This window comes from Okeania sp. (assembly GCF_983059655.1).
This window is the reverse complement of record NZ_CEZPJD010000036.1, coordinates 1-21113: the sequence shown is the minus strand read 5'-3', so window position 1 is coordinate 21113 and position 21113 is coordinate 1. Positions and strand designations below refer to the sequence as shown.

The 21113-nt window shown below is 41.4% G+C and carries 21 protein-coding genes; 6 read left to right on the top strand and 15 right to left on the bottom strand.

Annotation, left to right across the window (positions count from 1 at the left end; genetic code table 11):
- Positions 1-377: 377 nt before the first annotated feature.
- The 3 genes from AC3DU7_RS04250 to def all read right to left on the bottom strand — a co-directional run bounded on the left by AC3DU7_RS04250 (position 378) and on the right by def (position 3547).
- A complete protein-coding gene (locus tag AC3DU7_RS04250) occupies positions 378-1745 on the bottom strand; it encodes a PrsW family glutamic-type intramembrane protease (RefSeq protein WP_488038115.1) in 1368 nt (455 codons plus the stop codon).
- Positions 1746-2144: 399 nt separating this feature from the next.
- Entirely contained in the window at positions 2145-2345 is a 201-nt protein-coding gene (locus AC3DU7_RS04245) for a hypothetical protein (protein WP_488038114.1), read from the bottom strand.
- A gap of 635 nt (positions 2346-2980) precedes the next feature.
- Positions 2981-3547, bottom strand: coding sequence for a peptide deformylase (def, locus tag AC3DU7_RS04240; RefSeq protein ID WP_488038113.1), 567 nt, complete (start codon positions 3545-3547; stop codon positions 2981-2983).
- 522 nt (positions 3548-4069) lie between these two features.
- Between def and AC3DU7_RS04235 the strand changes: the two genes are divergently transcribed.
- Positions 4070-5377, top strand: a complete 1308-nt coding sequence (locus AC3DU7_RS04235; RefSeq protein ID WP_488038112.1) for a pentapeptide repeat-containing protein — start codon at positions 4070-4072, stop codon at positions 5375-5377.
- 384 nt (positions 5378-5761) lie between these two features.
- Here AC3DU7_RS04235 and AC3DU7_RS04230 read toward each other — a convergent pair whose 3' ends face one another.
- Positions 5762-6445: a TenA family protein gene (locus tag AC3DU7_RS04230; RefSeq protein ID WP_488038111.1), complete on the bottom strand. Its 684-nt coding sequence runs from the start codon at positions 6443-6445 to the stop codon at positions 5762-5764.
- Positions 6446-7131: 686 nt separating this feature from the next.
- Here AC3DU7_RS04230 and AC3DU7_RS04225 point away from each other — a divergent pair.
- From AC3DU7_RS04225 to AC3DU7_RS04210, 4 genes are all read left to right on the top strand, one after another.
- Positions 7132-8070 carry a glycosyltransferase family 2 protein gene (locus AC3DU7_RS04225; protein WP_488038110.1) on the top strand — a complete coding sequence of 313 codons (939 nt, stop codon included), beginning with the start codon at positions 7132-7134 and terminating at the stop codon, positions 8068-8070.
- 456 nt (positions 8071-8526) lie between these two features.
- Positions 8527-9135: a TetR family transcriptional regulator C-terminal domain-containing protein gene (locus AC3DU7_RS04220; protein ID WP_488038109.1), complete on the top strand. Its 609-nt coding sequence runs from the start codon at positions 8527-8529 to the stop codon at positions 9133-9135.
- A gap of 69 nt (positions 9136-9204) precedes the next feature.
- Entirely contained in the window at positions 9205-9921 is a 717-nt protein-coding gene (locus tag AC3DU7_RS04215) for a glutathione S-transferase family protein (protein WP_488038108.1), read from the top strand.
- Positions 9922-10747: 826 nt separating this feature from the next.
- Entirely contained in the window at positions 10748-11965 is a 1218-nt protein-coding gene (locus AC3DU7_RS04210; RefSeq protein WP_488038107.1) for a glutathione S-transferase family protein, read from the top strand.
- Positions 11966-12044: 79 nt separating this feature from the next.
- Here AC3DU7_RS04210 and AC3DU7_RS04205 read toward each other — a convergent pair whose 3' ends face one another.
- The 5 genes from AC3DU7_RS04205 to AC3DU7_RS04185 all read right to left on the bottom strand — a co-directional run bounded on the left by AC3DU7_RS04205 (position 12045) and on the right by AC3DU7_RS04185 (position 14617).
- On the bottom strand, positions 12045-12797 hold the full coding sequence (locus tag AC3DU7_RS04205) for a hypothetical protein (protein WP_488038106.1): 753 nt from the start codon (positions 12795-12797) through the stop codon (positions 12045-12047).
- Positions 12798-12841: 44 nt separating this feature from the next.
- Positions 12842-13438, bottom strand: a complete 597-nt coding sequence (locus AC3DU7_RS04200) for a Uma2 family endonuclease (RefSeq protein WP_488038105.1) — start codon at positions 13436-13438, stop codon at positions 12842-12844.
- Positions 13439-13505: 67 nt separating this feature from the next.
- Positions 13506-13736 carry a DUF433 domain-containing protein gene (locus AC3DU7_RS04195; protein WP_488038104.1) on the bottom strand — a complete coding sequence of 77 codons (231 nt, stop codon included), beginning with the start codon at positions 13734-13736 and terminating at the stop codon, positions 13506-13508.
- Between the two features lie 94 nt (positions 13737-13830).
- A complete protein-coding gene (locus AC3DU7_RS04190; RefSeq protein WP_488038103.1) occupies positions 13831-14025 on the bottom strand; it encodes an addiction module protein in 195 nt (64 codons plus the stop codon).
- A gap of 97 nt (positions 14026-14122) precedes the next feature.
- Positions 14123-14617, bottom strand: a complete 495-nt coding sequence (locus tag AC3DU7_RS04185; protein WP_488038102.1) for a hypothetical protein — start codon at positions 14615-14617, stop codon at positions 14123-14125.
- A gap of 773 nt (positions 14618-15390) precedes the next feature.
- Here AC3DU7_RS04185 and AC3DU7_RS04180 point away from each other — a divergent pair.
- Positions 15391-15603: a type II toxin-antitoxin system HicB family antitoxin gene (locus AC3DU7_RS04180; RefSeq protein ID WP_488038101.1), complete on the top strand. Its 213-nt coding sequence runs from the start codon at positions 15391-15393 to the stop codon at positions 15601-15603.
- Positions 15604-15610: 7 nt separating this feature from the next.
- On the opposite strand, the gene AC3DU7_RS04175 is transcribed toward AC3DU7_RS04180, so the two are convergent.
- The 6 genes from AC3DU7_RS04175 to AC3DU7_RS04150 all read right to left on the bottom strand — a co-directional run.
- A complete protein-coding gene (locus tag AC3DU7_RS04175) occupies positions 15611-16849 on the bottom strand; it encodes a DUF2201 family putative metallopeptidase (RefSeq protein ID WP_488038100.1) in 1239 nt (412 codons plus the stop codon).
- Between the two features lie 93 nt (positions 16850-16942).
- Positions 16943-17563 carry a Uma2 family endonuclease gene (locus AC3DU7_RS04170; RefSeq protein ID WP_488038099.1) on the bottom strand — a complete coding sequence of 207 codons (621 nt, stop codon included), beginning with the start codon at positions 17561-17563 and terminating at the stop codon, positions 16943-16945.
- Between the two features lie 62 nt (positions 17564-17625).
- Positions 17626-18711: an AAA family ATPase gene (locus AC3DU7_RS04165; protein WP_488038098.1), complete on the bottom strand. Its 1086-nt coding sequence runs from the start codon at positions 18709-18711 to the stop codon at positions 17626-17628.
- Positions 18712-18807: 96 nt separating this feature from the next.
- Positions 18808-19533 carry a hypothetical protein gene (locus AC3DU7_RS04160; RefSeq protein WP_488038097.1) on the bottom strand — a complete coding sequence of 242 codons (726 nt, stop codon included), beginning with the start codon at positions 19531-19533 and terminating at the stop codon, positions 18808-18810.
- A gap of 287 nt (positions 19534-19820) precedes the next feature.
- On the bottom strand, positions 19821-20687 hold the full coding sequence (locus AC3DU7_RS04155) for a Uma2 family endonuclease (protein ID WP_488038096.1): 867 nt from the start codon (positions 20685-20687) through the stop codon (positions 19821-19823).
- Between the two features lie 176 nt (positions 20688-20863).
- A partial coding sequence (locus tag AC3DU7_RS04150) for a hypothetical protein (protein ID WP_488038095.1) occupies positions 20864-21113 on the bottom strand: 250 nt, incomplete at its 5' end.

Here is a 21113-nt window from a genome sequence, read left to right as displayed (position 1 = left end):
AATGATTTGCAAATTCAAACATCTCACTCCTATTACTCCCTTCCCGAAAAGATAATAGTGCCTTGAAAAGCTTTCTATTCTCACAAGAGTCTTTCCAAACTTAGGGAAAAAAACTATAGCACTATACTTATATAGAAAATTTACCCCGAAAATAGGTAAATGATTTGCAAATTCAAACATCTCACTCCTATTACTCCCTTCCCGAAAAGATAAACATTATAGATGTAGAGGTTTTTCTAAATTTTGTAACTTTATCTTTTTCTTTTGGGTTTAATACCCCGCCGTCTACATTATGTTGACAATTGGTTGGGGTTTGAGTCCTTACCCTCTTCTTCCTTCTTTCCTCTTCTTCCTTCTTCAATTAATTAAATTAAATTTTACTTCATTAAAACCTGAGTAGCAAAATTTTCATTCCTTGTAGGAGAAAGTACCCTAGCTTTTAAAATAGCCGCCCCCAAAAAAGCATAAGAAATCACTCCCACAAATGCCAAAAGAAATATATTTAAAACTCCAGAAGCATTCCATAAAGCATGAAGAATAGATGCAGTCAAATAACCAACGCCTAAAATCAACCAACTATTACGACGCTTTAAAACACTTAATCCGATAAAATAACCAAAATAACCACTATAAGCCATGTGTCCAGCTACTGAACCTAAAATTCTGGGAATTAACAATTGTAATCCTACCAATTGACCCGCATCTACTCCCAATTGTAAACTAGCACTATCTACAATACTCGGAACATATTGTCCTAGAGTTTCTAATAAAGTAAATCCTACTGCAGAAGCTGTTCCTAATAAAATTCCATCTAAAGGTTCCCAAACACCAATTTTATTTCCCCAGGGAGAAGGTAAATTACGACCTATAAATAGTACTAAAAAAACGGGTAATGCTTTTAACAACTCTTCCATTAATCCCGCGCCAAAAAACATTCTAATTAGGAAATCAAGAAATCCAACTTGCTGAGGATTTACTGATATATCACCAGGAAGTATCAAACGAAAGACTCCAATAAACAAAGTCAAAATTGGACTTAATAAAATTAATACAGTAGTTAAAGATGCTCCGAATAATACCCACCAAGGTTTTTCTTTCCCACAAAGTTGATAAACAAAATAATAAGCTGCACTAGCAATATAAGCTGCTAATAAAAAATTGAAAGCTATTGCTTTACCCACTGTTAAAAACATTAAAATCACAAAAAATATAGTGATCATACCTGGATAAAGATAAGCTTTTTTAGCTAATTGCTTTCCCGTAGAGGCAATAGGAAATAACTGGGTTAAAGTTATCGAATCAGTATCTCCAACATCTCCAGCACTATCAACACTATCAACAGAATTAACAGGAAGTGAAGTAGGGTTGACTGGTGGTGATACTAAAGAGGTTGGTTTTTGGTGGGATAAATTATCGAAAATAAATTCCGGCCCTTTGTAGCCCAGACTAATACGATCGCCCACCTGTAAAATTTGACTTCCCTGTATCCTTCGTCCATTAATATAAGTACCATTAGAACTATTGAGGTCGCAGATTTCCCATACGAAGCCAGTAGTGTTGGTCTGTTTATTCTGAATACGAATTAGCGCATGACGGCGAGAAACCGTTCTATAATATTTTGTCTCTAGAACAATTTGACACCTGGGATCGCGTCCTAGCACTACCTCCTCTGTCTCAGATAGATGCTCTTTTATGAGTTTTTCCTCATATATCCCTCTTGTAGACAGTTGTCGCAGAAATGCCATTTTTTAGATATCTTTAAAATTTTTAGTCAAAATAATTATTAGGAAAGGCAGGAGGCAGGAGGCAGAAGCGGTCAGACCCCGGGCCGCCGACAGCTCGCTTGCGGAATGCTGACTCCTGTGAGGCAGAAGGGAATTGTTTTTTCTACCCTTAGCTTCCGCTGCCTTCGTTCATTGATAAGCAATAAACAATTAATGGTCAATTTAAAATGATTCATTGTTCATTGCTTAACTAGCAATTGGTATTTTACGTACCGGAATGCTCCGCAAAAAGCTTTCAGTGTACTAAAAGCTTGGGTTTAAATCCCCGGCTTCTAAGTTTAATTTTAGGAGGGGTTCTGTATCCCCTTCTGGCACGTTCAAAAAAATAATCTTGCTGAGTGCTGGCCGCTTCTTTAATTTCTACTGATTTGCCTTAGCGTCTTGAATTGCTAAATAAAAAAGTAAGCTGGCCAGAGGAATGCTCAAACTCAAAATTATTCCTGTTACTAAACCACCTAATTCTGGTTCCCCAGAGGACAACTCAAAAATGGAACCAACTGCTGCGATCGCTGCTATACAACACCCACCCAAAAGCAATGTTGATTTAGGAGTTCCTACCATACTTTCTTCTCCAAAAATATTGACTGTTTTAATTTTTTATGATAAGCACTAAAGTTAAGAACTAATAAATCTTAAACTTCTGGACTATTGCTTTTGTATTTGTAAATCTCCAAAAATTAAAAATATAGCAGGAAACAGGGAAACAGGGAACAAACAATAGGGAACAGTGGGAAAAGACTTTCTCTGTCTAAGATTCATCATCAACATAAGTCCTAACCAACTCGTTCCTTGCTATAAAATCAATTACCGAAAAATTAATAATTAAATAATTAAATAATTAAACAATTTGGGTTAAAAGCCTCCCCTTTCAAGGGGAAAAAAGCAGTCGTTTTGCTGGCACATAACTACATTAACGCTCCGCGATATGTTTGCGTTTGCGTAGCATCCCGTAGGGAAGCATGACCTAGGAAAAAACGGAGCGCACCCGTTGGGTGGGATGGCGAGGAAACCTGCGCCATATCCAATCGAGCAAGAGAATAAATTTTTTCCTTATTTGTCAATCCTCTACCTTTTAAGGAGAGATAATTATCAATTATCAATTATCCATTATCCATTAATGAACATACATAAATCATCAATTATTTCCCTCTACTCCCTACTCCCTACTTCGAGATTTCTATTAATTTTGCGATACTTTAAGCAACAGATTTAACAGCTTTAGGAGAGAACTTATGCTTAGTCAACTCTTCATTCAGTGCCAATTTATTTTCCACTCGGTCTACAAATAGCACCCCTTGAAGATGGTCCATTTCATGCTGAATTGCTCTAGATAATAATTCTTTAGCCTGAAGAGTTTTCGGACGACCATTTTCGTCCTTGTAGGCAACTTCAATTATTTCAGGACGTTTAACATCTAAATAAACCCCAGGAATACTCAGACATCCTTCTTGGAAAAGACAAACTTCTTTGCCATATCTTTTAATCGTAGGATTAATCAAAACTAGAGGGGGCGTAGCAGGATTATCTAACTCGCAGTCTATAACAATTACTTGTTTTTGGACAGCTACCTGGGGTGCAGCTAGACCAATACCATCAGCACTATACATAGTTTGGAGCATTTCTCGTATCAGTTTCCGAATATCATCATCTACCTTAGTCACACGCTTCGCCGACTGACGCAAAGAGCGATCGCCCAAATAATTGATTTCCAAAGGTGGGTTCTCTAATTTTTCCTTCTTAACTAGAATTTCAGAAGTTGTCATAATTTTACACTTACAAAAAATGGCTAAATTTTAAACAAAGGTACTTTAATTGAACCTCTTTCTATCTATCCTAATAGAAAATACACGGCCTCTGAGCCATGAATAGTCAAGCTAACTTATCGCATCCAACTCAAAGTCGAAGTCCTTATATAAATTAATCAAAACAGCTCAACTAAAACCTGAAAGCTTAGTTGAACACAAGTGGATCGACCACCACAGGATTAAACAGCAAACCCCCCTGAGTCCTAAGTTAATATTTTTTTGCTTTTGACTTTTAATGTTTGACTGTCTTGAGTGTGTCTTACATTCTGAGGGGACCTCAGAATTACACACTCGCTTTTGACTTCTAATGTCTTGGCAAGTTTAGTCCCAATATAATTGATCTAAAACCTAACCTCTAGCTAAACTTACCCGTAAAATTATTGATAGAACTTTTCTTTCCTCATCTTTCCAGCTTTTTATAGATATTACAAAAACTTAACAAATTAATTATCTGTCAAAAAAATCAAAATTAAAAATTCTATGAATAATGATTCAAACTCTTCTCCAACTGACTCTCCAAACACCAGTCCTACTTCAGAAAATTCTAACGGCACAAAAACAGCGATCGCCCCTGTAAAAACATCAATAGAGCAATTAAACTTAATAGACAAAGAAATAGAACAAATGCTACCTGCCTCTCCCACCCAGCTCAATGGTTTGGCGAACAATCAAGGAGATCAAGGGCCAAAGAATAGAATTGCGTCCATTGTCTCCCTAGCAGCAATTGCGTTAATGATTCTGGGGTTAGCCATAGATAATGTACTGCTTGGTTATAGCAGTGCAGTTGTGGTAATGGTAGCTTCCATCAGAATGATTTGGCCAAGTTGGGGTAAAGTCTGGAAAACCCTCATTCCTCCAGTTTGGCGTAATCTGATTATTGCTTGCTTTGGTATCTTGGCTGCTATAGTTGGCTTACTGATGTTAAGTGGAGCAAACCAAGAACCAGGTACTCGTAATATTCAGATTAACTGGGACGCTATTGGGGCCGTCGGCGAACTCATCGGAGCCTTGGGCCAAATCTTAATAGCAATTATTGCTGTATATGTAGCTTGGCGACAATATGTTATTTCCAAAGATTTGACCATTCAGCAAAACCGCATTACTCAACAACAAACCATTGATGCTTACTTTCAAGGAGTTTCCGATCTAGCAATGGATGAAAAAGGTTTATTGGAAGATTGGCCACAGGAAAGAGCGATCGCTGAAGGACGTACAGCAGCTATTATTAAGAGTGTAGATGGAGAAGGTAAAGCTAAAATTCTCAGATTTTTATCTCAGTCTAGACTAATAACACCAATTAAGCGCGATCGTCAACTTGGTCGGCCTATTTTAGATGGTAATGGAGGTTATGCAGAAGATAGGGAATATGGTATTCGCGTGATTGACTTAGGAGTAATGTTAGCAGGAGCTGACCTGACAAAAACAGATTTGCGGTGGACAGAATTAAGTGATGCTAATCTTGTTAGAGCTAATCTTAGTTATTGTGACTTAGTAAAAGCTAATTTTTCTCGTACTATTTTGTATGAAGCAAGTTTGGTAGGTGCTGACTTGAGGGGAGCGAGATTTTTCTATGGCAGTGCGGAAACTGCTACTCCTAGAAGTCGTACTAATGTACCTGACTATCAAACAGGTGTTTGTACTGGTGCAGTGGTAGAAAATGTTGACTTTAATGGAGTCAAGCGGTTATCTGACGAACAACGTTATTATTGTTGTGCCTGGTGTGGGGAAAAAAGTAGGAGAAAAATACCTGGTGGTTGTGAAGGTATTCCGAATAAGTTGGGACGTTAGTTTAACAGGCAACAGGCAACAGGCAACAGGCAACAGACAACAGTGGGAAAAGCATTTCTCTGTCTTACGGTTCATAATCAAAATAAGTCAAACACCAACCCGTTTCTTGCTATAGAAATTAATTTGAAGAAGGAGTCAGGAGAAAGGAAGGATGAGAGTGGGAATTATCTAGATATATTCCGGCATTTTATGCCTGCATTGAATGGAAAGTATAGAATGCAACAACTGTATAATCGGATTTCAAATTAAGGATAGAAATCTAGTTAATCAAAACTATAACGTCTTAGTTAAAATTAGTGTTTAAAACTCAAAAATCAAAAATATGTAACTTCTAGTCGAGTTAACTTAAGTAATTTTCCCCCACTCCCCTACTCCCCCACTCCCCTACTCCCCTACTCCCCTACTCCCCCACTCCCCTGCTCTGTTGACACCTGCCATTTCCCAAGCTGCCTGAAAGAAATCTTGTTCGCACAACATGGCATAACAGTAGGTTGATTCTGCTTCTTGAATATTATCTGTATAAGTGTCTATCACTTTCTCCAGCTTTTGTGTCAAATGTTCAAAATCCTGACTGCTGTAAGTACGAATCCATTCAAAATATTGATGCTCTGGGATTTCTGGTGTAGCTAACTGTTGTCCCAAAAAAGCATAAAGTCGCATACAAGGAGTCATTGCTGCGGCGATCGCTCCAATATTATTACTCCAAGCTGTTGCCAGCAGAAAATCTGTGTAACGCCGTGTAGAAAATCCTGGCGTAATAGTTTCTAGGTTTACTCCCCATTTTGCAGCATAGTTTTGATGAAGTTGCAATTCCTCTTTTACCCCACCTGCGAGAGTATGAAACAGGTCAAATATTTTCCAGTCTGGGGACTTAGCTGCAGCAATACTGTAAGCACGGGCAAATGCTCTGAGGAAAAAAGCATCTTGCCCCACATAATAGGCAAAACTTTTATGAGGCAGTGTACCGTCAGCAATTCCTTGCACAAAAGGATGGGATAAACAGACTGTTGCTAATTGTTGATTTATTTTCCATAAATTATTTGATAAGCTGTTTTGCATTGAAACCATATATCTAAAGTTTTGTCAAAGGGAATAGGGAACAGGGAATAGGGAATAGGGAATAGGGAATAGGGAATAGGGAATAGGGCATCTAAACGATTCTTAGCTTATCATATTTTCCATCAATTCATTCAGTGGTATTATATTATTTCTTAGTCAAAAATTACGCAAATTGACTTTTAAACCACCATCTGTAGGGGCGATCTTCGGAGCTTTGCGTTAGCAAATGGCATTCGCCCTGATTGGATTTAGTGTCTTTGCGTAATATCATGTCCGGATAAGAGCGCGATCAAAAAATTTTCTCCTTCTTCATTCTTTCTACCCTGCTGTCTCCTGTCTCCTGTCTCCTGACTCCTTCGTCGTTTATTTATAACTGTTCAACCGGACATGATATAAGTCCTGATTATGTTTTACTTTAAGATTATTCAAGCAATTTCTGAAATGTAGATACAGCAGATTGCAGATAGATGAGGTACAAATAAATATAAATGGTAAAGTGAATGCAAGTGCAGGATATTGCCCGCGACTGGTATAATAATATGAAATACACTGTATGTTTTATAAAACATCTCTACAGGAGTAGCTCGAAAAAGTTGATATGATTTATGGAAAATTTAATAGGAAATAATAATTTCTTCCTTCTTCCTTTTTCCTTCTTCCCCCTTCCCCTTTCCTCCTTCCTTCTTTCTTCTTCTATGAAATATTCTATAGTAATTCCTATTTATAATGAAGAGAAAAATCTCCCAGAATTATATCGGCGTATGAGTGCCATTCTCAATAGAATGGATGGAGATGTAGAATTAATTTTAATTAATGATGGAAGTCGCGATCGCTCTCTACAAATACTCCGAGAATTACATCAACAAGACTCTCGAATTTGTTACTTAAGTTTTGCCCGTAATTTCGGACATCAAATTGCTGTTACTGCTGGTTTAAATTTTGCTAGGGGGAAAGCTATTATAGTTTTAGATGGAGATTTGCAAGACCCACCAGAATTAATTCTAGACTTAATTGAAAAGTGGCGACAGGGTTATCAAGTTGTCTATGCTCAACGTACAAAAAGACATCAAGAAAGTTGGTTAAAAAGGTTTCCTGCTTTTCTCTATTATCGGATTTTAAAACATTTAGCAGATGTAGAAATTCCCATTGATACAGGAGATTTTTGTTTAATGGATAGATGTGTCGTAGATGTGTTAAATAAAATGCCAGAAACTAATCGTTATATTCGAGGTTTAAGAGCATGGGTTGGTTTTAAACAAACAGCAATTAAATTTGAGCGCGAACCTCGTTTTGCTGGTGATATTCAATATACTTTTGCCAAGTCTTTAACTTTAGCAATTAATGGTTTAGTCTCTTTTTCTAAAGTACCTTTACGACTGTCTACTTATGTAGGATTATTTGCTGCTTGTATTGCTTTATTGATGGCTTGTTTAGTTTTATATTGGCGGATTTTTTATCCAGATTCACCATTAACTGGTTTGGCAACAATTATAATGGCAATTTTCTTTTTAGGAGCAGTACAATTAGTAAGTATTGGAATTTTAGGAGAATATATCGGACGTATTTATGAAGAAGTAAAAGGTAGACCTCTTTATACTTTATCTGAAGTGGCAGGATTTGAGGATAAGAATTAATACCATGTTTTTTTGAGTAGGGGAGTGGGGAGTGGGAAAATAGAAAGATTTACTGTTTAAGCAAGAGGATAAGTTTTTTCCAGAGCGTTCTTATCCGGACATGATATAATTCACTATTTGAGGTTGAGTAGAGATTCTGTGGTTGTTTGTGAGCGAGGCGCATTACCAGAGTTGTTATCCTAAGCTACAGCATCTGGGACAGGGGGCCTATATTAAAGGTTCAATTGAAAAACGATTGTTGAATCACTCGCCAGACAATCAAGGGTTGAAATAGAATACTTGATGGCTTGAACATATGAAAAACCTGAAATAGAGCTAATGTCACTTGCGCTATTGAACTCAGGCCAGCCCATTTAAACCTTATAATATTACAGCACAAAGCACTCTAACTATTGCACCTTGCGTTATTTAGTTTGTCTTGCTAAACTTTAAAGAAACCAATCGGTCTTCAAATTGATGTCAAAAGCTCAAGAGACTAAAGCTCACATTATCAAGCAAGCGGCGGCTCTGTTTAACCATAAGGGTTATGCGGGGTCTTCAATGTCCGATCTGATGAATGTTACAGGCTTACAGAAAGGTGGTATTTATAATCATTTCTGTGGCAAGGATGAGATAGCTCTGAAAGCATTTGACTTTGCAGTTAATCACATAGAACAGAAGTTGATGGCTGCTTTGAAAGGAAAACGTCATGCGGTGGATCGATTGATGGCTATCCTCAGTCTCTATGAGCATATTTTGGAAGATCCAGACGATCCACTGCTTCAGGGTGGTTGCCCAATTCTCAATACAGCTGTAGAGAGTGATGACACTCATCCAGCCTTGCGTAACCAAGCGCAACAGGCGATGGACAGGTGGCGTATGTTGATTCAACATATTGTCGATCAAGGGATTAGGCGGGGTGAATTGCACTCCACAGTCGATCCTGCTAGTGTAGCGACAATTTTGATTGCAACCATTGAAGGTGGCCTGATGTTAACCAAACTCTATGGTGATTCTTGTTATTTGCAACAAGCATTAAGTCATCTCAAAACTTTTGTTCATCGTGATCTAGCAGCACCTATATAAATTTTTTTAGCTAAAAAAAGACCGATCGGTTTTTTTTATGTTAACATAATTCTTTGAGAGGAAAATCCCATGCTAAAACTCTACTATGCTAGGCCTTCCGGTTATGCCCGTCCTGTATGGTTAGCCTTGCTGGAAAAGCAACTTTCTTTCCAGTTAATTCCGGTTGATTTAAAAGGCGAGCAATTTTCCCCTGAATTCCTTGCCCTTAATCCCTTTAGCCATGTTCCGGTCTTAGTTGATGGAGATGTACGAGTCATTGAACACTTGGCAATTCTAGATTACCTAGAATTGCAATATCCCTATCCGCCACTTCTTCCTAAAGATGCAAAATCTTTGGCCAAGGTTCGCATGGTACAACTCGTTACGTTCAATGAACTCTTTCCTCAAATGTTCAAGCTACTCGCTTTGGACGGAAAATCAAATGAGGAATTAGCAGATATAGAGTATGCTCGACTCAGGATAATCAATACGTTGAATTTCTTTGAGTCCCTGTTGGGGGAGTCTTCCTACTTTGCTGGCGAACAACTGACTATGGCGGAAATAGTTGCTGGAACATTAGTTTATCGAGTCCAGGAGATTGGGGTTAATTTAACCCACTATCCCAAATTGAGTCTTTGGTCTGAACGATTACTGGCACGACGCACTTGGCAGCAAATCGAGCTAAGTCCCCAAGAATGGAGTGATTTCAAACGTTATATGAAAGTGATTCCAAAAATTTGGGAACGTCGCCGCCGTCAGCGAATGAAGATATTATCCCAGCAGTCCAATTTCCAATCTCCAGGCTAAACGATCTGCTTAGGGACTCGATCTGTTTTTTTGACCAACGATAACACCCGTAACAGTGGTTTGGTTGGCATTGCTTTGTAAGCTAGTGGTCTGTCAAACCTATTTTGATGGGTGATGAATTCTCAAAAGTCTTGATTGATAAGTTTTTCAATTTGGAAATACCCATCAATTCAAACTTGACAGACCACTAGTGACGTAGATCGATAGGAGAGACCTTTCACGAAGAAAGAGGGAAGAAGGAAGAAAGAAGAAGAACCCACGTTTAAAAACGTGGGATTGAAAACAAGGACGCAGTATTCCATCGCACTACGTGTCTTGGAATACATATTTGTTTTAAGTGGGCTTTATACCCACAAATAAAGTTTTTAATTAGGGCTTGCTGAATAAATCTTAAAGCATTGATTGATATTGGTTTTAGCCTTTTTAGATATTGAAAAAGTACCTGGTTTTCAGCTCTTTATGCTCAAAAAGGAGCGCATTTCTGGCGCATAGTAGGGCAAAAAAAATTATTCCCCTACTGCCTACTCCCCTACTCCCCCGCTCTCCTACTCCCCCGCTCCCCTACTCCTTAAAAAAGACTTTTTCAGCAAACCCTAATTATACTCATACCAACTTCTATCTTCGGTCCTAACTTCTTGCTTCTTTGTAAAATTAGCTGGAGATCGCGCTTATCGCGCACCGGAATGGGTATTCCTTAGCGATCGCCAGATAGAGCTGCCGTGGTTTCTAATGCTTCTCTCAGTCGGCTGCTCACCGTCAGACTCCGAGTCGGAGAAATGAAGTTGTGATAAAATTGAACATTCTTTTCTCTTTTCTGGAGTAATTTATGAAAACGACAAAATCTTTGCCTTTGAGTTGGAAAGAACTACAACAACTCGCCACATTTGAGCGAGATACCATTAACGGACCAACCAATTCCCAAGCGAGATTGCGGCTGTTTGGACAAGCCGAATCAGATGTGCGAGTTACTCTTTATCGCGATCATCATGCTTGGTGTCCTTATTGCCAAAAAGTATGGCTGTGGTTAGAGGAAAAGCAGATTCCGTACCGTATAGAGAAGGTCACTATGTTCTGTTATGGAACGAAAGAAAAGTGGTATAAGCAAAAAGTGCGATCGGGAATGCTTCCTGCACTAGAACTTGACGGTCAGTTAATTACAGAAAGTGATGATATCTTATTAGCATTAGAAGACGCATTTGGCCCATTAAATCAAGTAGGAATGGGCGATCGCCGAGCGCTGCCTCTGCGCCAGCTAGAACGCCTACTCTTTCGTGGCTGGTGCACTTGGTTGTGCTACCCCACGCGATCGCAAAGGGACGAACAACGCAGTCGAGATCAATTTACCACCATTGTGACTCAAGTTGAAGCTGCTCTGGCCAATACTCCAGGACCTTATTTTCTGGAAGAATTTGGTATAGTTGATGTGGTTTTTACTCCCTATGTCGAGCGGATGAATGCCAGCCTCTACTACTACAAAGGCTATTCATTGCGGGAAGAAAACCCAAAGTTCTCTGATTGGTTTGATGCTATGGAAACCCGATCCACCTATCGAGGGACACAAAGCGATTTTCATACCCATGCCCACGATTTACCACCGCAAATGGGCGGATGCTATCCTAACCAAGAATCTCAAACTGAGATTAATCAAAAACGAGTCGATTGCGGTCCTTGGTTCGGATTACCAGATGTGATGTATCCAGAACCCGAAACGTCTCGAGCAGAAGCTCTGCACCGGGTGATAAAGCATCATCATAATATCATTCGCGTTAATCCAGCCGACGATAACCTTTTTGATGAAGCCTTGCGTTGCGCTCTGACTTACATGATAACAGGAGATCTCTGTCCGCCACCATCTGCTTCCGATCCAGCACTGCGCTATCTGCGCGATCGCATTAGTGTACCGAGAGATATGTCCATCTATGCCGCCAAACGACTGAGAGAAGCATTAGAAACTACAGCAGCTCTATCTGGCGATCGCCAAGGAATACCTATTCCGGTGCGCGATCGGCGCGACCAAAATCCAACTAATTTCACCCAAACTTAACAATGAGTGAGAATTCCCCTCTTCAAATCTTTGATTGCAGAGGGGATGAGAGCGCCCCCTATTTTATTTTCAATAGCGGTCAATTCGTACTGGGTGTTTGGAGTGTAATACCAAACAGAATAGCGAGAACTTTAGCCAAGTCATTGGGTACACCGTAGGTATTAATGTCTTTTTGAATCAACTTTTGCTGGCGATGGAACAGACCAAATTTCCAGGTTTCTCCTGTCGTTACCGCTCCATAGAGATAGTCTACAGGGGCATCAATCCACTGGTCTAGGGCAATTAGTTCCACTGCAAGCTGGGTAAATCCTTTACCAAGATCGGCATTTTTCGCTTCAATAATCACGAGATTTTGAGGTGTGGGAATGAAGTAATCTACATTTCCCTTCAACTTGTTGCTCACTCTGATCGAATACTCAATCTTGAGAGGTGACTGGATAAACTTGCATACAGTTTTCAGCACTGGAAAAATTAGCGATTCTCGACGGGCAATTTCTGAGATGGGATCGACTAGCGCCAAGTTTTCTGCCAATTCATGGGTCAGTGGGGTGGGGTCTAGGGGCTGCTGCTCTGGGAGCTGGAGAGAAGCAGATTGGAAAGCAACCCCGAATTCAGCTAGAATATCGGCAGTGTCAAAGGGTAGGGTGCCATATTGGCTAAAGCTGTAACTTGTTGCGGGGTCAAGAATTGAAGGTTTCACCATTGTTTTACTCTGGCAGTTTTTAATGTGTTTGGTGTTTGTATCATTGGTATGGAATGTAACTTTTTTAGATAAGATTCTTGATAAATTTGAAACATTTTGATGGAAGTATAGCAAGCGTTCCCAAGACAATTATGTGTTCAAACCCCCCAATAGATTTATGCTGATAAGCAGTGCTACCTTTTTTCACTCCCTTCATCCTCCAACTCTAAAACAACATCTTCATAAATAGCATTTAGCGATAACGTGATTCCCAAACTCATCAACTCAATCGTGTCACCTTCACTGTAAGGAATGAATCGCCACTCTCCAACAGCATCCCGCCGAAAAATCTCAACCGTTTTGGTTTCAGAACTCACTAAAACATATTCTTGTAGGGTTGAGAGACGACGGTATAGGGCGAACTTACCACCGCGGTCGTAAGCCTCCGTACTCGGAGAAAGCACCTCAATAATGACACAGGGATAGCGGATGAATTGTCTGGCAGTACGATCGCGCTCATCGCAGCTAATACTAAGGTCTGGATAGGTAAACGGTCCCTCGTCAGTAATGCCCACCTTGGCATCAGAGTTACGCACCTTGCAGCGCCCCCGTAACGGTTCTCGTAACAGGCTTGCAAAATTTAGGGCAATGTCTGCATGGGGCAACGTTCCCCCTGCCATCGCAAACACTTCCCCATTAAAATATTCGTAGCGTAGTGGTTGTTGGATTTCCCATTCCAAATATTCCTGTGGTGTTAAGCGGGGGACAACTCTGGCAGTATCTTGCTTCATGGCATATTATCCAAAAAATATATTTATATTTTAATTTTAGCCGATAGATTCTCATCAAAAAGTAATTTCATTGGGATAATGGGGCAGTCATAAACCGACGCTCGCGATCGGCAGCATAAGCAATGCAGGCTTTTAAATCTTCTCGCGTCAGATCGGGAAAATCGTCGATAATTTCTGCTTCAGTCATCTCGGAAGCTAGGTACTCAAGGACTTCATAGACTGTAATACGCAAGCCACGGACGCAAGGCTTACCACCACGTTTTTCAGGCTCAATTGTAATGATGTCTCGGTAGTTCATAAATTGGCATGAGGGAAAAATGTTTACTTAACATTATATCGAAAACTTTTACTGCCCGCAGACAGAGAAGACTTAAGCAAGCTTATTGGCAAACTTATTGCTGTATTCCCGCTCTAAAAAGTGCTTGAGCTTTAATGTCCTCCCAAGAGACCACCGATTGAGGATTAATTTGACGATCCGCGAGACGACGGGATAGTTCTTGCTGCTGTGCTTCTGTTAGCTCTAGCTGCTCTGGTTCGGCACTGATGCTGTCCCAGATGACTTGAACTAACCTTCCGGCGATCGTCAATACTCAATGCTCTGGCTTGTAGTAGGGCTGTCGTTCGCTCCATAACTATACTCCTGCGATATTAACTACTAGGAATATGCATTTTACAACGAAGGTTTTATTCTTCAATACGCTGAAAAATTACACTGTAACCCTCCTTATTATTAGGATTAGGATATTTCATCACCCCCATTGCTTTTTTAGAACTTATGCATACACTTTCACCTTCTAGTTCTGATCGTGAAGGATCATCGTCATAGTAATAATGGAACTCCCATTTATCATTTTCATAACGTATTTGAAAATCTACAGGATTGCGAGAACTGCGAGAATATTGAGTATCATCTTTTGGTAGAAGAACTTCGTTTATATCCGTGTTTCCAGGCAATGAATGATCGAGAAGATACACTTCCCCTATTACTATTCCAGGTGTGTTTGTATCTAAGTTTTCGACTAATCTAAAATCTATGTGTCCCTTATCTCCACGACGATATTTGTATTCAATTTTTTGACCTTGCTGGAATAAAAGTTTACAATTTTCTTTAGGACAATATCGGTTAACAATTGGAATTGAGCATCTGATATCTGGTATCAATAAAGCAACAATAGCCACAATCAGACTAGCGCCTCCGACTAGCGCCTCCGATTGCCAAACCTATATTTTCCTTATTCCAATTAAATCCACTTCGCATAAATTTTATTAAATATGAATCAATTTTAGACAGGTAATTGTTTAATTTCTGTACAAAAGTTTTAAGCTATTTACAACTAATCTAGCCCAAAAGTCATTGCTTGTCAAATTAATCTAAAGGCACCTCGAAAAATAGATTTGCTTAGGGGTTTCATCGCCTGAAACCCTCATGAAAATGTTGTCTATAACATATATTGATCGCACCTCGTACAACCAACAATCGTTACATAAATATACAAACTTCAGATGACTGGCATCTCTCTAGCAGAACGTTTAAGATAAGCCCCCTGCCTCAGATGCTGTAGCTTGGGATCACAACTCCGGTAATGTCTCTCGCTCACAAACAACCAAATAATAATACGAGCCCGCTGATTCTGGGGCGGTACGGGGCAGGAAACATAACCATCAGTGTAAACTATCATACCATCATAATCCCAATGTTCCTCCAGATACGCCAAAACCTGGTCAATATTCGTCCCGCCTCGTTCCGTTAACTGGACTTCCCGTTGGGCCTGACGGAAAGTCACCACGTCAGTTGTAATCTCAGCATCAATTAGGATACATTTATCATAAGGAAGAAAATGAGGATTTGCGATCTGTAAATACCAATACCAAGAAAAATTAGGGAGCTAAAAGCACAAATTGCTCGTGAAGGCTTTGTCTATAGGAGGAAAAACAAGATAATTCAATATAGTATGCTCGTTCAATGGTCTGAGGAGGATCGGCTTTTTTTAGTGACTATTCCAGAGTTCGCCGATCGCGTTGTTATGCCTTGCGCCCATGGGAAAACTCGTGGGGAAGCGATTCAGAATGGAGAAGAAGTTATTGATATGTATTTGGAAGCGTGGGAGGTTGAAGGAGAATCAATTCCTCAACCCAGTACGCTGAAAAGTGTTGTCAAACACTAGCAGGCTCTCATTGTGTAGCATTAGCTTTCAGATAAGCCCCTTGCCCCAAATGCTGTAACTTGGGATAACAACTCCGGTAATGCCTCTCGCTCACAAACAACCACATAATACGAGTACGCCGATTATGTGGCAGTGCGGGGCAAGGAGCATAACCATCAGTGTAAATAATCAGACCATCGTAATCCCGATGTTCCTCTAGATACGCCAAAACCGGGTCAAAATTCGTCCCACCTCGTCCCGTTAACTGAATTTCCCGTTGGGCACGACGGAAGGTCATCACATCTGTTGTAATCTCAGCATCAAATTGAATCACATCGATCGCGGGGACACCATAATTAAAAAAGCGATTCACCACCGAAAACCCCTGCCGTAGCTGCTCCGTCCCCATGGAACCACTCACATCAATGGCAAACAGCAAACGGGTGGTAAAGTCACGACGACTACCCATATAGGCAAACCCATAACGACGATTCGGTTTCATCCGGGTTAACCTGCGCTGTTGGCTGAGGATAGAGGTGCGAAACTTGCGCAAAACTGCGCGATAGTCGAGCTTGGGGTGCAGATTCGCCAAAATCTGTTCCCGCAACTTGCCCCCAATGCTGCCCCAACTGTCATTAGCTTGAGCCATTTTCACCAGCTCATCCAGGCGATCGCTCAACAATTCATCTCGATCCCACTGGTTAGTATTTTCAACACCACTCAAGTCTGGGTTCGTATAGACTGAGAGGAGGTCTGGGGGGCTATTGTTGGAGTCTGAAGTTGGCTCGGTTTCTCCTGCCGTTCCGGGTTCAGATTCAGATTGAGCAGAGCCAGACAATCCAGATGCAGGTGCGCCATCAGCTCCCCCTGTTCCTTCTCCCGGCGCTCCAGAGGCTGTCTCCTCCAAACCAGAGTTTAGACTTGTGGGAGACTGTTCTAGCAATTTGTGGTAGTAAAACTCAAAGAATTGTAGGTCATAGCTGCGATCTCCAAAGACATCCCGCGCCCGAGGAAACGGCAGCTCGGTTTGCAAATATTCCTGGAGCGTTAAATTGCTGGCAGCATAGCTAATCGCCGAATGAGCTTGGCGGCGACTGTAGGGGTGTTTCAGAAGAATCCGTAGAGCTTCAAAGCGCAGGGTGGCTTCCAGATGGCGATCGCTCAACTGCTCAATAAACTCCGGATTATACTCAATCCTGCCCCGTTGAACGCGAATCGTTTGAATGCGTGGCTCAGAGATTAAGGCGTGACTCGTCCAGGTGGCCAACAACAGTGGCTCAACGAGCAGCCACTTTTCCACAATCCGAGCAATGCGGTGACGGGCGATCGGTTTCATTCTCATATCGCATTTGAATAGTTATCAAATAGTTTTGGCGGCAAAAATCTCTGCGGCACTCAGTTGTAATTCCGGAAAAGCCAAAGACTCAATCCTCTGGTTTCCCGTAAACAGCGTTACCTGATATTCCCCATCCACCAGTTGGTAAACAGAGAGAGTCGGTTGTTTGGGATTGCCGATAAACCGCCGACCGCCTAAACCCAGATAATCCACAATCCAGTATTCGGGTATCCCCATTTGTTCGTATTCTCCAACTTTCCTCAGATAATCATCTTGCCAGTTTGTACTGACAACCTCTATCGCCAGTCGCACGGAATCTCCATTGGTAATAATTGATTCTTTCTGCCAACGTGGTTCCTCGGCCAGTTGCGCTTTATTGAGGACAATAATGTCAGGTTGGTAACCGGATTCGTCATGGATCGGTTTCAGCAAGCAATTGCCAGGAATTGCACAAGGCAATTGTGATCGCCGAATTTCAAAATGGAGTTCGCCAGCAATAAAACCAATAACACTAGAATGTTCACCTGTTCCTAAAGGCATTTTTACTATTGCTCCATTGTGTAGTTCATATTTATAGGTCGCGTTTTCCGGATACCAGTCAACAAATTCATCGAATGATACGGGTGTTGTTAAAGTTGCAATCATAGTTATTCAGTACGAAAGATTAATACAAAAAAAGGGTTTGGGGAATAGAGAAGGATTTGGGTTCATACCTCGATCGCCTCTAAATACTCTGACAAGAAATCAATCAGATCCATCGATTCAGCGACAAAGCCCATAGCATCACTAAACTTGGGGCCTTGAACCAGGGAGGAAAAATGGGCGATCGCCTCCTGTTGTTTAGCCTTACGGAGATACTGGAGATATTTTAACAGATTTTTGCGGGCATTATCCGCTTTTGTTTCGGGGCAATGCCCGGTATTGAGCCAGAGTAAGACTCGTTCGTTCAAACTGGCAAAGTCCTGAATATCCAAGTCTTTGAGCTGTCTGGAATGCTTAGAATATTGCAACAGGAGTTGCTCTGGCCCCAGACCCTTTTGGATAGCCAGGCTTTGGCGAAAGGCGATACTAGCCCGACTCCCCACCATACCAGCAATCAGTTTGAAGTGAATCTCCTCCAGCTTTGTATGGTTGCGCAGAAAATTCGCAACTTTGACCCAAGCACGGCGATCGGGGGTTTTGATCAAACCAGCAGTAGCGATCGCCGCATCCGCATCCGGGTTGTCACCATCAAGATACTCCGGATGCTGTTGGATAAATGTCAGCACTCGTGAATCGATATCGTGTCCGGCCGCCCAGAGCAGCCAATCTTCCACCGTCGGCACAAATTCGTAGAGATTGAACCGCGACACCAGAGCCGGATCGAGTTCCGTCAGTTGATATTCTTCCCCCGCATTAACCGCAGCAATGACAATACTGCCAGGGGGTAGGGGTTTACCCGCTAAGGTTTTGTTGAGAGTCAGGTCTTGAACCGCCTGCAAAATTTCGGGGCGGGCGCGGTTAAGCTCGTCTAGGAGGAGTACCACCGGGCGATCGGGGTCAGGCCACCAGTAGGGGGGTAAAAAAACCGAACGGCCTGTTGTCTCATCTTTGTGGAGCAAGCCAATCAAATCCCCCGGATCGCTCATCTGACCCAAAAAGAAGGGGATTACGGGCAGGTTATGGCGCTGACTGTAGAAATGGCTAATAATTTCTGATTTGCCAATACCATGCTTGCCCACCAGGAGGATATTTTGCTCCGGTGGGGTCAGTTCCAGAACTTGATATAGTTCGCGGGCATCAATACGAATCATTTAACAATTAATAATTAATAATTAACAACTAATACTTGGTGATTTAAAAATGCAAGCTTCATCGCTCGCTAGCCATCCAATTGTTCATTGATATAACTACAAATCCTGATGACGAATCCATTCAGAACGGCGATAGCCACGCTTGAGATGGGTTTTAAAGCGAACGCCGCTGTTGTAAGTCTCACGGAGAGCTTGAATTGCAGTGCGCAATTTGGGCAGCACCTCCTTGAACTGGTTAAAGGGAATCAAAATAGCAAAGTAGTCGTTGTCAGACAGACGAATAATCAGCTTGAGCTTAATACTATCGACTTCGGTGGCAAAGTCAAATCCATCTTCCTTGGCAATTTTACGCACCTGAGCCAAGATAGCTTGCACTTTCAAGTCTTTCTGTTTTTGGCGCTTGGCAGCTTGTGCTTTTTGCTGCTCAACCCGCTTCAAAAATCCTTGGACTAGGGCAACTACTTCACTAATGTCTGAAACGGGGGCGGGCGATCGCTCTCTGCCTAACTCTACCCAGAGCTGTTCCTCCGGACTCCTGAGCAAATGTAAATGGGTATGATCTCGATACCAGCGATCGCTTGATTCTTCCAGCAGAATAGAACAACAGAGAGTGTTGCTGGGAGTCTTGTCTCCATTTGCCCCCCCTTGGAAACGACTATAATGATGACAGTTATCATTCCGCTTAACGCCAGCGAGAGGTTCAACTCTGGCCAACAACTCTTCCGCTAGTTCTTGGGCTTGTTCGGGGTCAACATTAAGGGGCTTATCCCCCGAAATATTCTCCCGGAGGAGCTTTTGCAAACTTCGTGATGTGATGGACATAAGATAAACGACCTTCTTTCGCTAACATTTGACGACAACAGAAATCACAGCTGGTTTAAAACCTCTCCTTTTAAGGGGAAAAAAGCGGTCGAGGGATGGCGTTAGCGGAGCGGGTCTGCAAGAACGGGTCCCCTCGCCATATCCAATCAACCAAGAGAAGAAATAATATTTCCTGATATTCAATTCCGTAACGGTTTTAATCAGAGGTAATTATCAATTAATGAATATTCCTAATTTGAGGTTGAGTAGGTTGCTACCTCACCCAACCTACAAAAAATTAAAACTATTTAACTGAAATCGTCAGGAATAATACCCAACTCTCGCAGTTTCGCTAGTAAGCGATCGCTTTGTTTTTTGGCTGCTGCTAACTCTTCTTTAACTGCTGCTACCTCCTGTTCAGCATTGGTAGCTTGTTGTTTAGCTGCTGCTGCCTCCTCTTTAGCTACTGTGGCCTCCTCTTTAGCTGCTGCTGCCTCCTGTTTGGCTTTCTCTTCAGGAGTCAGTATCAAATCTCCTTCTGGGGTCATCCACCGCAACCATAGTCTATCTCTCTCCTTGTAACTTCCCTGCCACAAACCCAGACTGAGTTCTACCTCCGGAAGCAACAAACGTCCCTCACTTAACTCTGCTCTTTGGTAGCGATCGCCCACTAAATGAAACGCCTGCATTTCATTTGTATAGCGACTGAAGGTAACATAATAAGGCACTTTCAGAATACTCTCGTAAACTTCCCACTTAGTCGGAGGTTTTCCCGGTTCTCCTAGTGTCTCTCCTAAGTCTTCATCTTCTGTACCTGGAGATAATAACTCGACTACTACCAACGGGTTAATTTTTTCGTCCCAAACTACATAACTTAAGCGCATATCCGATTGTTTATACCACCTTGGCACTCCCACAACTGCAAACCAGTCTGGGCGTTTGTACCATTTAGGATGTTTGACATCGTAGTAGAGATTCATATCAACGCCACAAAACAAAAGATCGGGAGACCAGTTGCGAGGTTGAAAAGTTTGGTCTAAAAGTTGAGGTTGGAAGTAGTGAAATTGGTCTGGCAAACCAGGCTCCTCCGGGTTTTCGCTTGGTAAGTCGTACATGGTAGGCAAAGTTTCCTTTGCTGGCAGTTGTGGTTCATGTTGAACGGATATATTTGTCATATTATTGCTCTCGACATAGTTTTTATAGTTTGAAAAGCGACTCTATCTGCGCGTACTTTTCCCATGATTACATAGTAACACACTATGCTTGATAAATGCGAACAGAGTTAAAAAAAATTTTTGATATAGCAACCGCCAAGGCGGTTAGGACAATTAGTGCGAGCATCTTGCTCGCGTCATAAATCATCATAATTACCGGATGTCCTAACTATAGTGGCGACTGCTATAAATCTAAAGTCAGCATTATATTTTTGCTGAAAGCGATCGCCCTGCAAAAATAAAGCAAGTGAGTGAGCATTTCTCAATTTACTCAAAATAATGATACAATAGGAAAAATCCCCAAAACATTTATGTACAGAGAATAATATGACAAAATATCCATATCCCCCACTGGTTTTAGAACCAGAACAGTACGACACCCTACGA

Excerpts from the sequence above, each read along its gene's own strand:
- def (WP_488038113.1), bottom strand. The coding sequence starts at position 3,547 with ATGACAACTTCTGAAATTCTAGTTAAGAAGGAAAAATTAGAGAACCCA.
- AC3DU7_RS04200 (WP_488038105.1), bottom strand. The coding sequence starts at position 13,438 with ATGAAGCAAGATACTGCCAGAGTTGTCCCCCGCTTAACACCACAGGAA.
- AC3DU7_RS04235 (WP_488038112.1), top strand. The coding sequence starts at position 4,070 with ATGAATAATGATTCAAACTCTTCTCCAACTGACTCTCCAAACACCAGT.
- AC3DU7_RS04210 (WP_488038107.1), top strand. The coding sequence starts at position 10,748 with ATGAAAACGACAAAATCTTTGCCTTTGAGTTGGAAAGAACTACAACAA.
- AC3DU7_RS04220 (WP_488038109.1), top strand. The coding sequence starts at position 8,527 with ATGTCAAAAGCTCAAGAGACTAAAGCTCACATTATCAAGCAAGCGGCG.
- AC3DU7_RS04225 (WP_488038110.1), top strand. The coding sequence starts at position 7,132 with ATGAAATATTCTATAGTAATTCCTATTTATAATGAAGAGAAAAATCTC.
- AC3DU7_RS04165 (WP_488038098.1), bottom strand. The coding sequence starts at position 18,711 with ATGATTCGTATTGATGCCCGCGAACTATATCAAGTTCTGGAACTGACC.
- AC3DU7_RS04195 (WP_488038104.1), bottom strand. The coding sequence starts at position 13,736 with ATGAACTACCGAGACATCATTACAATTGAGCCTGAAAAACGTGGTGGT.
- AC3DU7_RS04180 (WP_488038101.1), top strand. The coding sequence starts at position 15,391 with ATGCTCGTTCAATGGTCTGAGGAGGATCGGCTTTTTTTAGTGACTATT.
- AC3DU7_RS04170 (WP_488038099.1), bottom strand. The coding sequence starts at position 17,563 with ATGATTGCAACTTTAACAACACCCGTATCATTCGATGAATTTGTTGAC.
- AC3DU7_RS04250 (WP_488038115.1), bottom strand. The coding sequence starts at position 1,745 with ATGGCATTTCTGCGACAACTGTCTACAAGAGGGATATATGAGGAAAAA.
- AC3DU7_RS04155 (WP_488038096.1), bottom strand. The coding sequence starts at position 20,687 with ATGACAAATATATCCGTTCAACATGAACCACAACTGCCAGCAAAGGAA.
- AC3DU7_RS04230 (WP_488038111.1), bottom strand. The coding sequence starts at position 6,445 with ATGGTTTCAATGCAAAACAGCTTATCAAATAATTTATGGAAAATAAAT.
- AC3DU7_RS04215 (WP_488038108.1), top strand. The coding sequence starts at position 9,205 with ATGCTAAAACTCTACTATGCTAGGCCTTCCGGTTATGCCCGTCCTGTA.
- AC3DU7_RS04245 (WP_488038114.1), bottom strand. The coding sequence starts at position 2,345 with ATGGTAGGAACTCCTAAATCAACATTGCTTTTGGGTGGGTGTTGTATA.
- AC3DU7_RS04160 (WP_488038097.1), bottom strand. The coding sequence starts at position 19,533 with ATGTCCATCACATCACGAAGTTTGCAAAAGCTCCTCCGGGAGAATATT.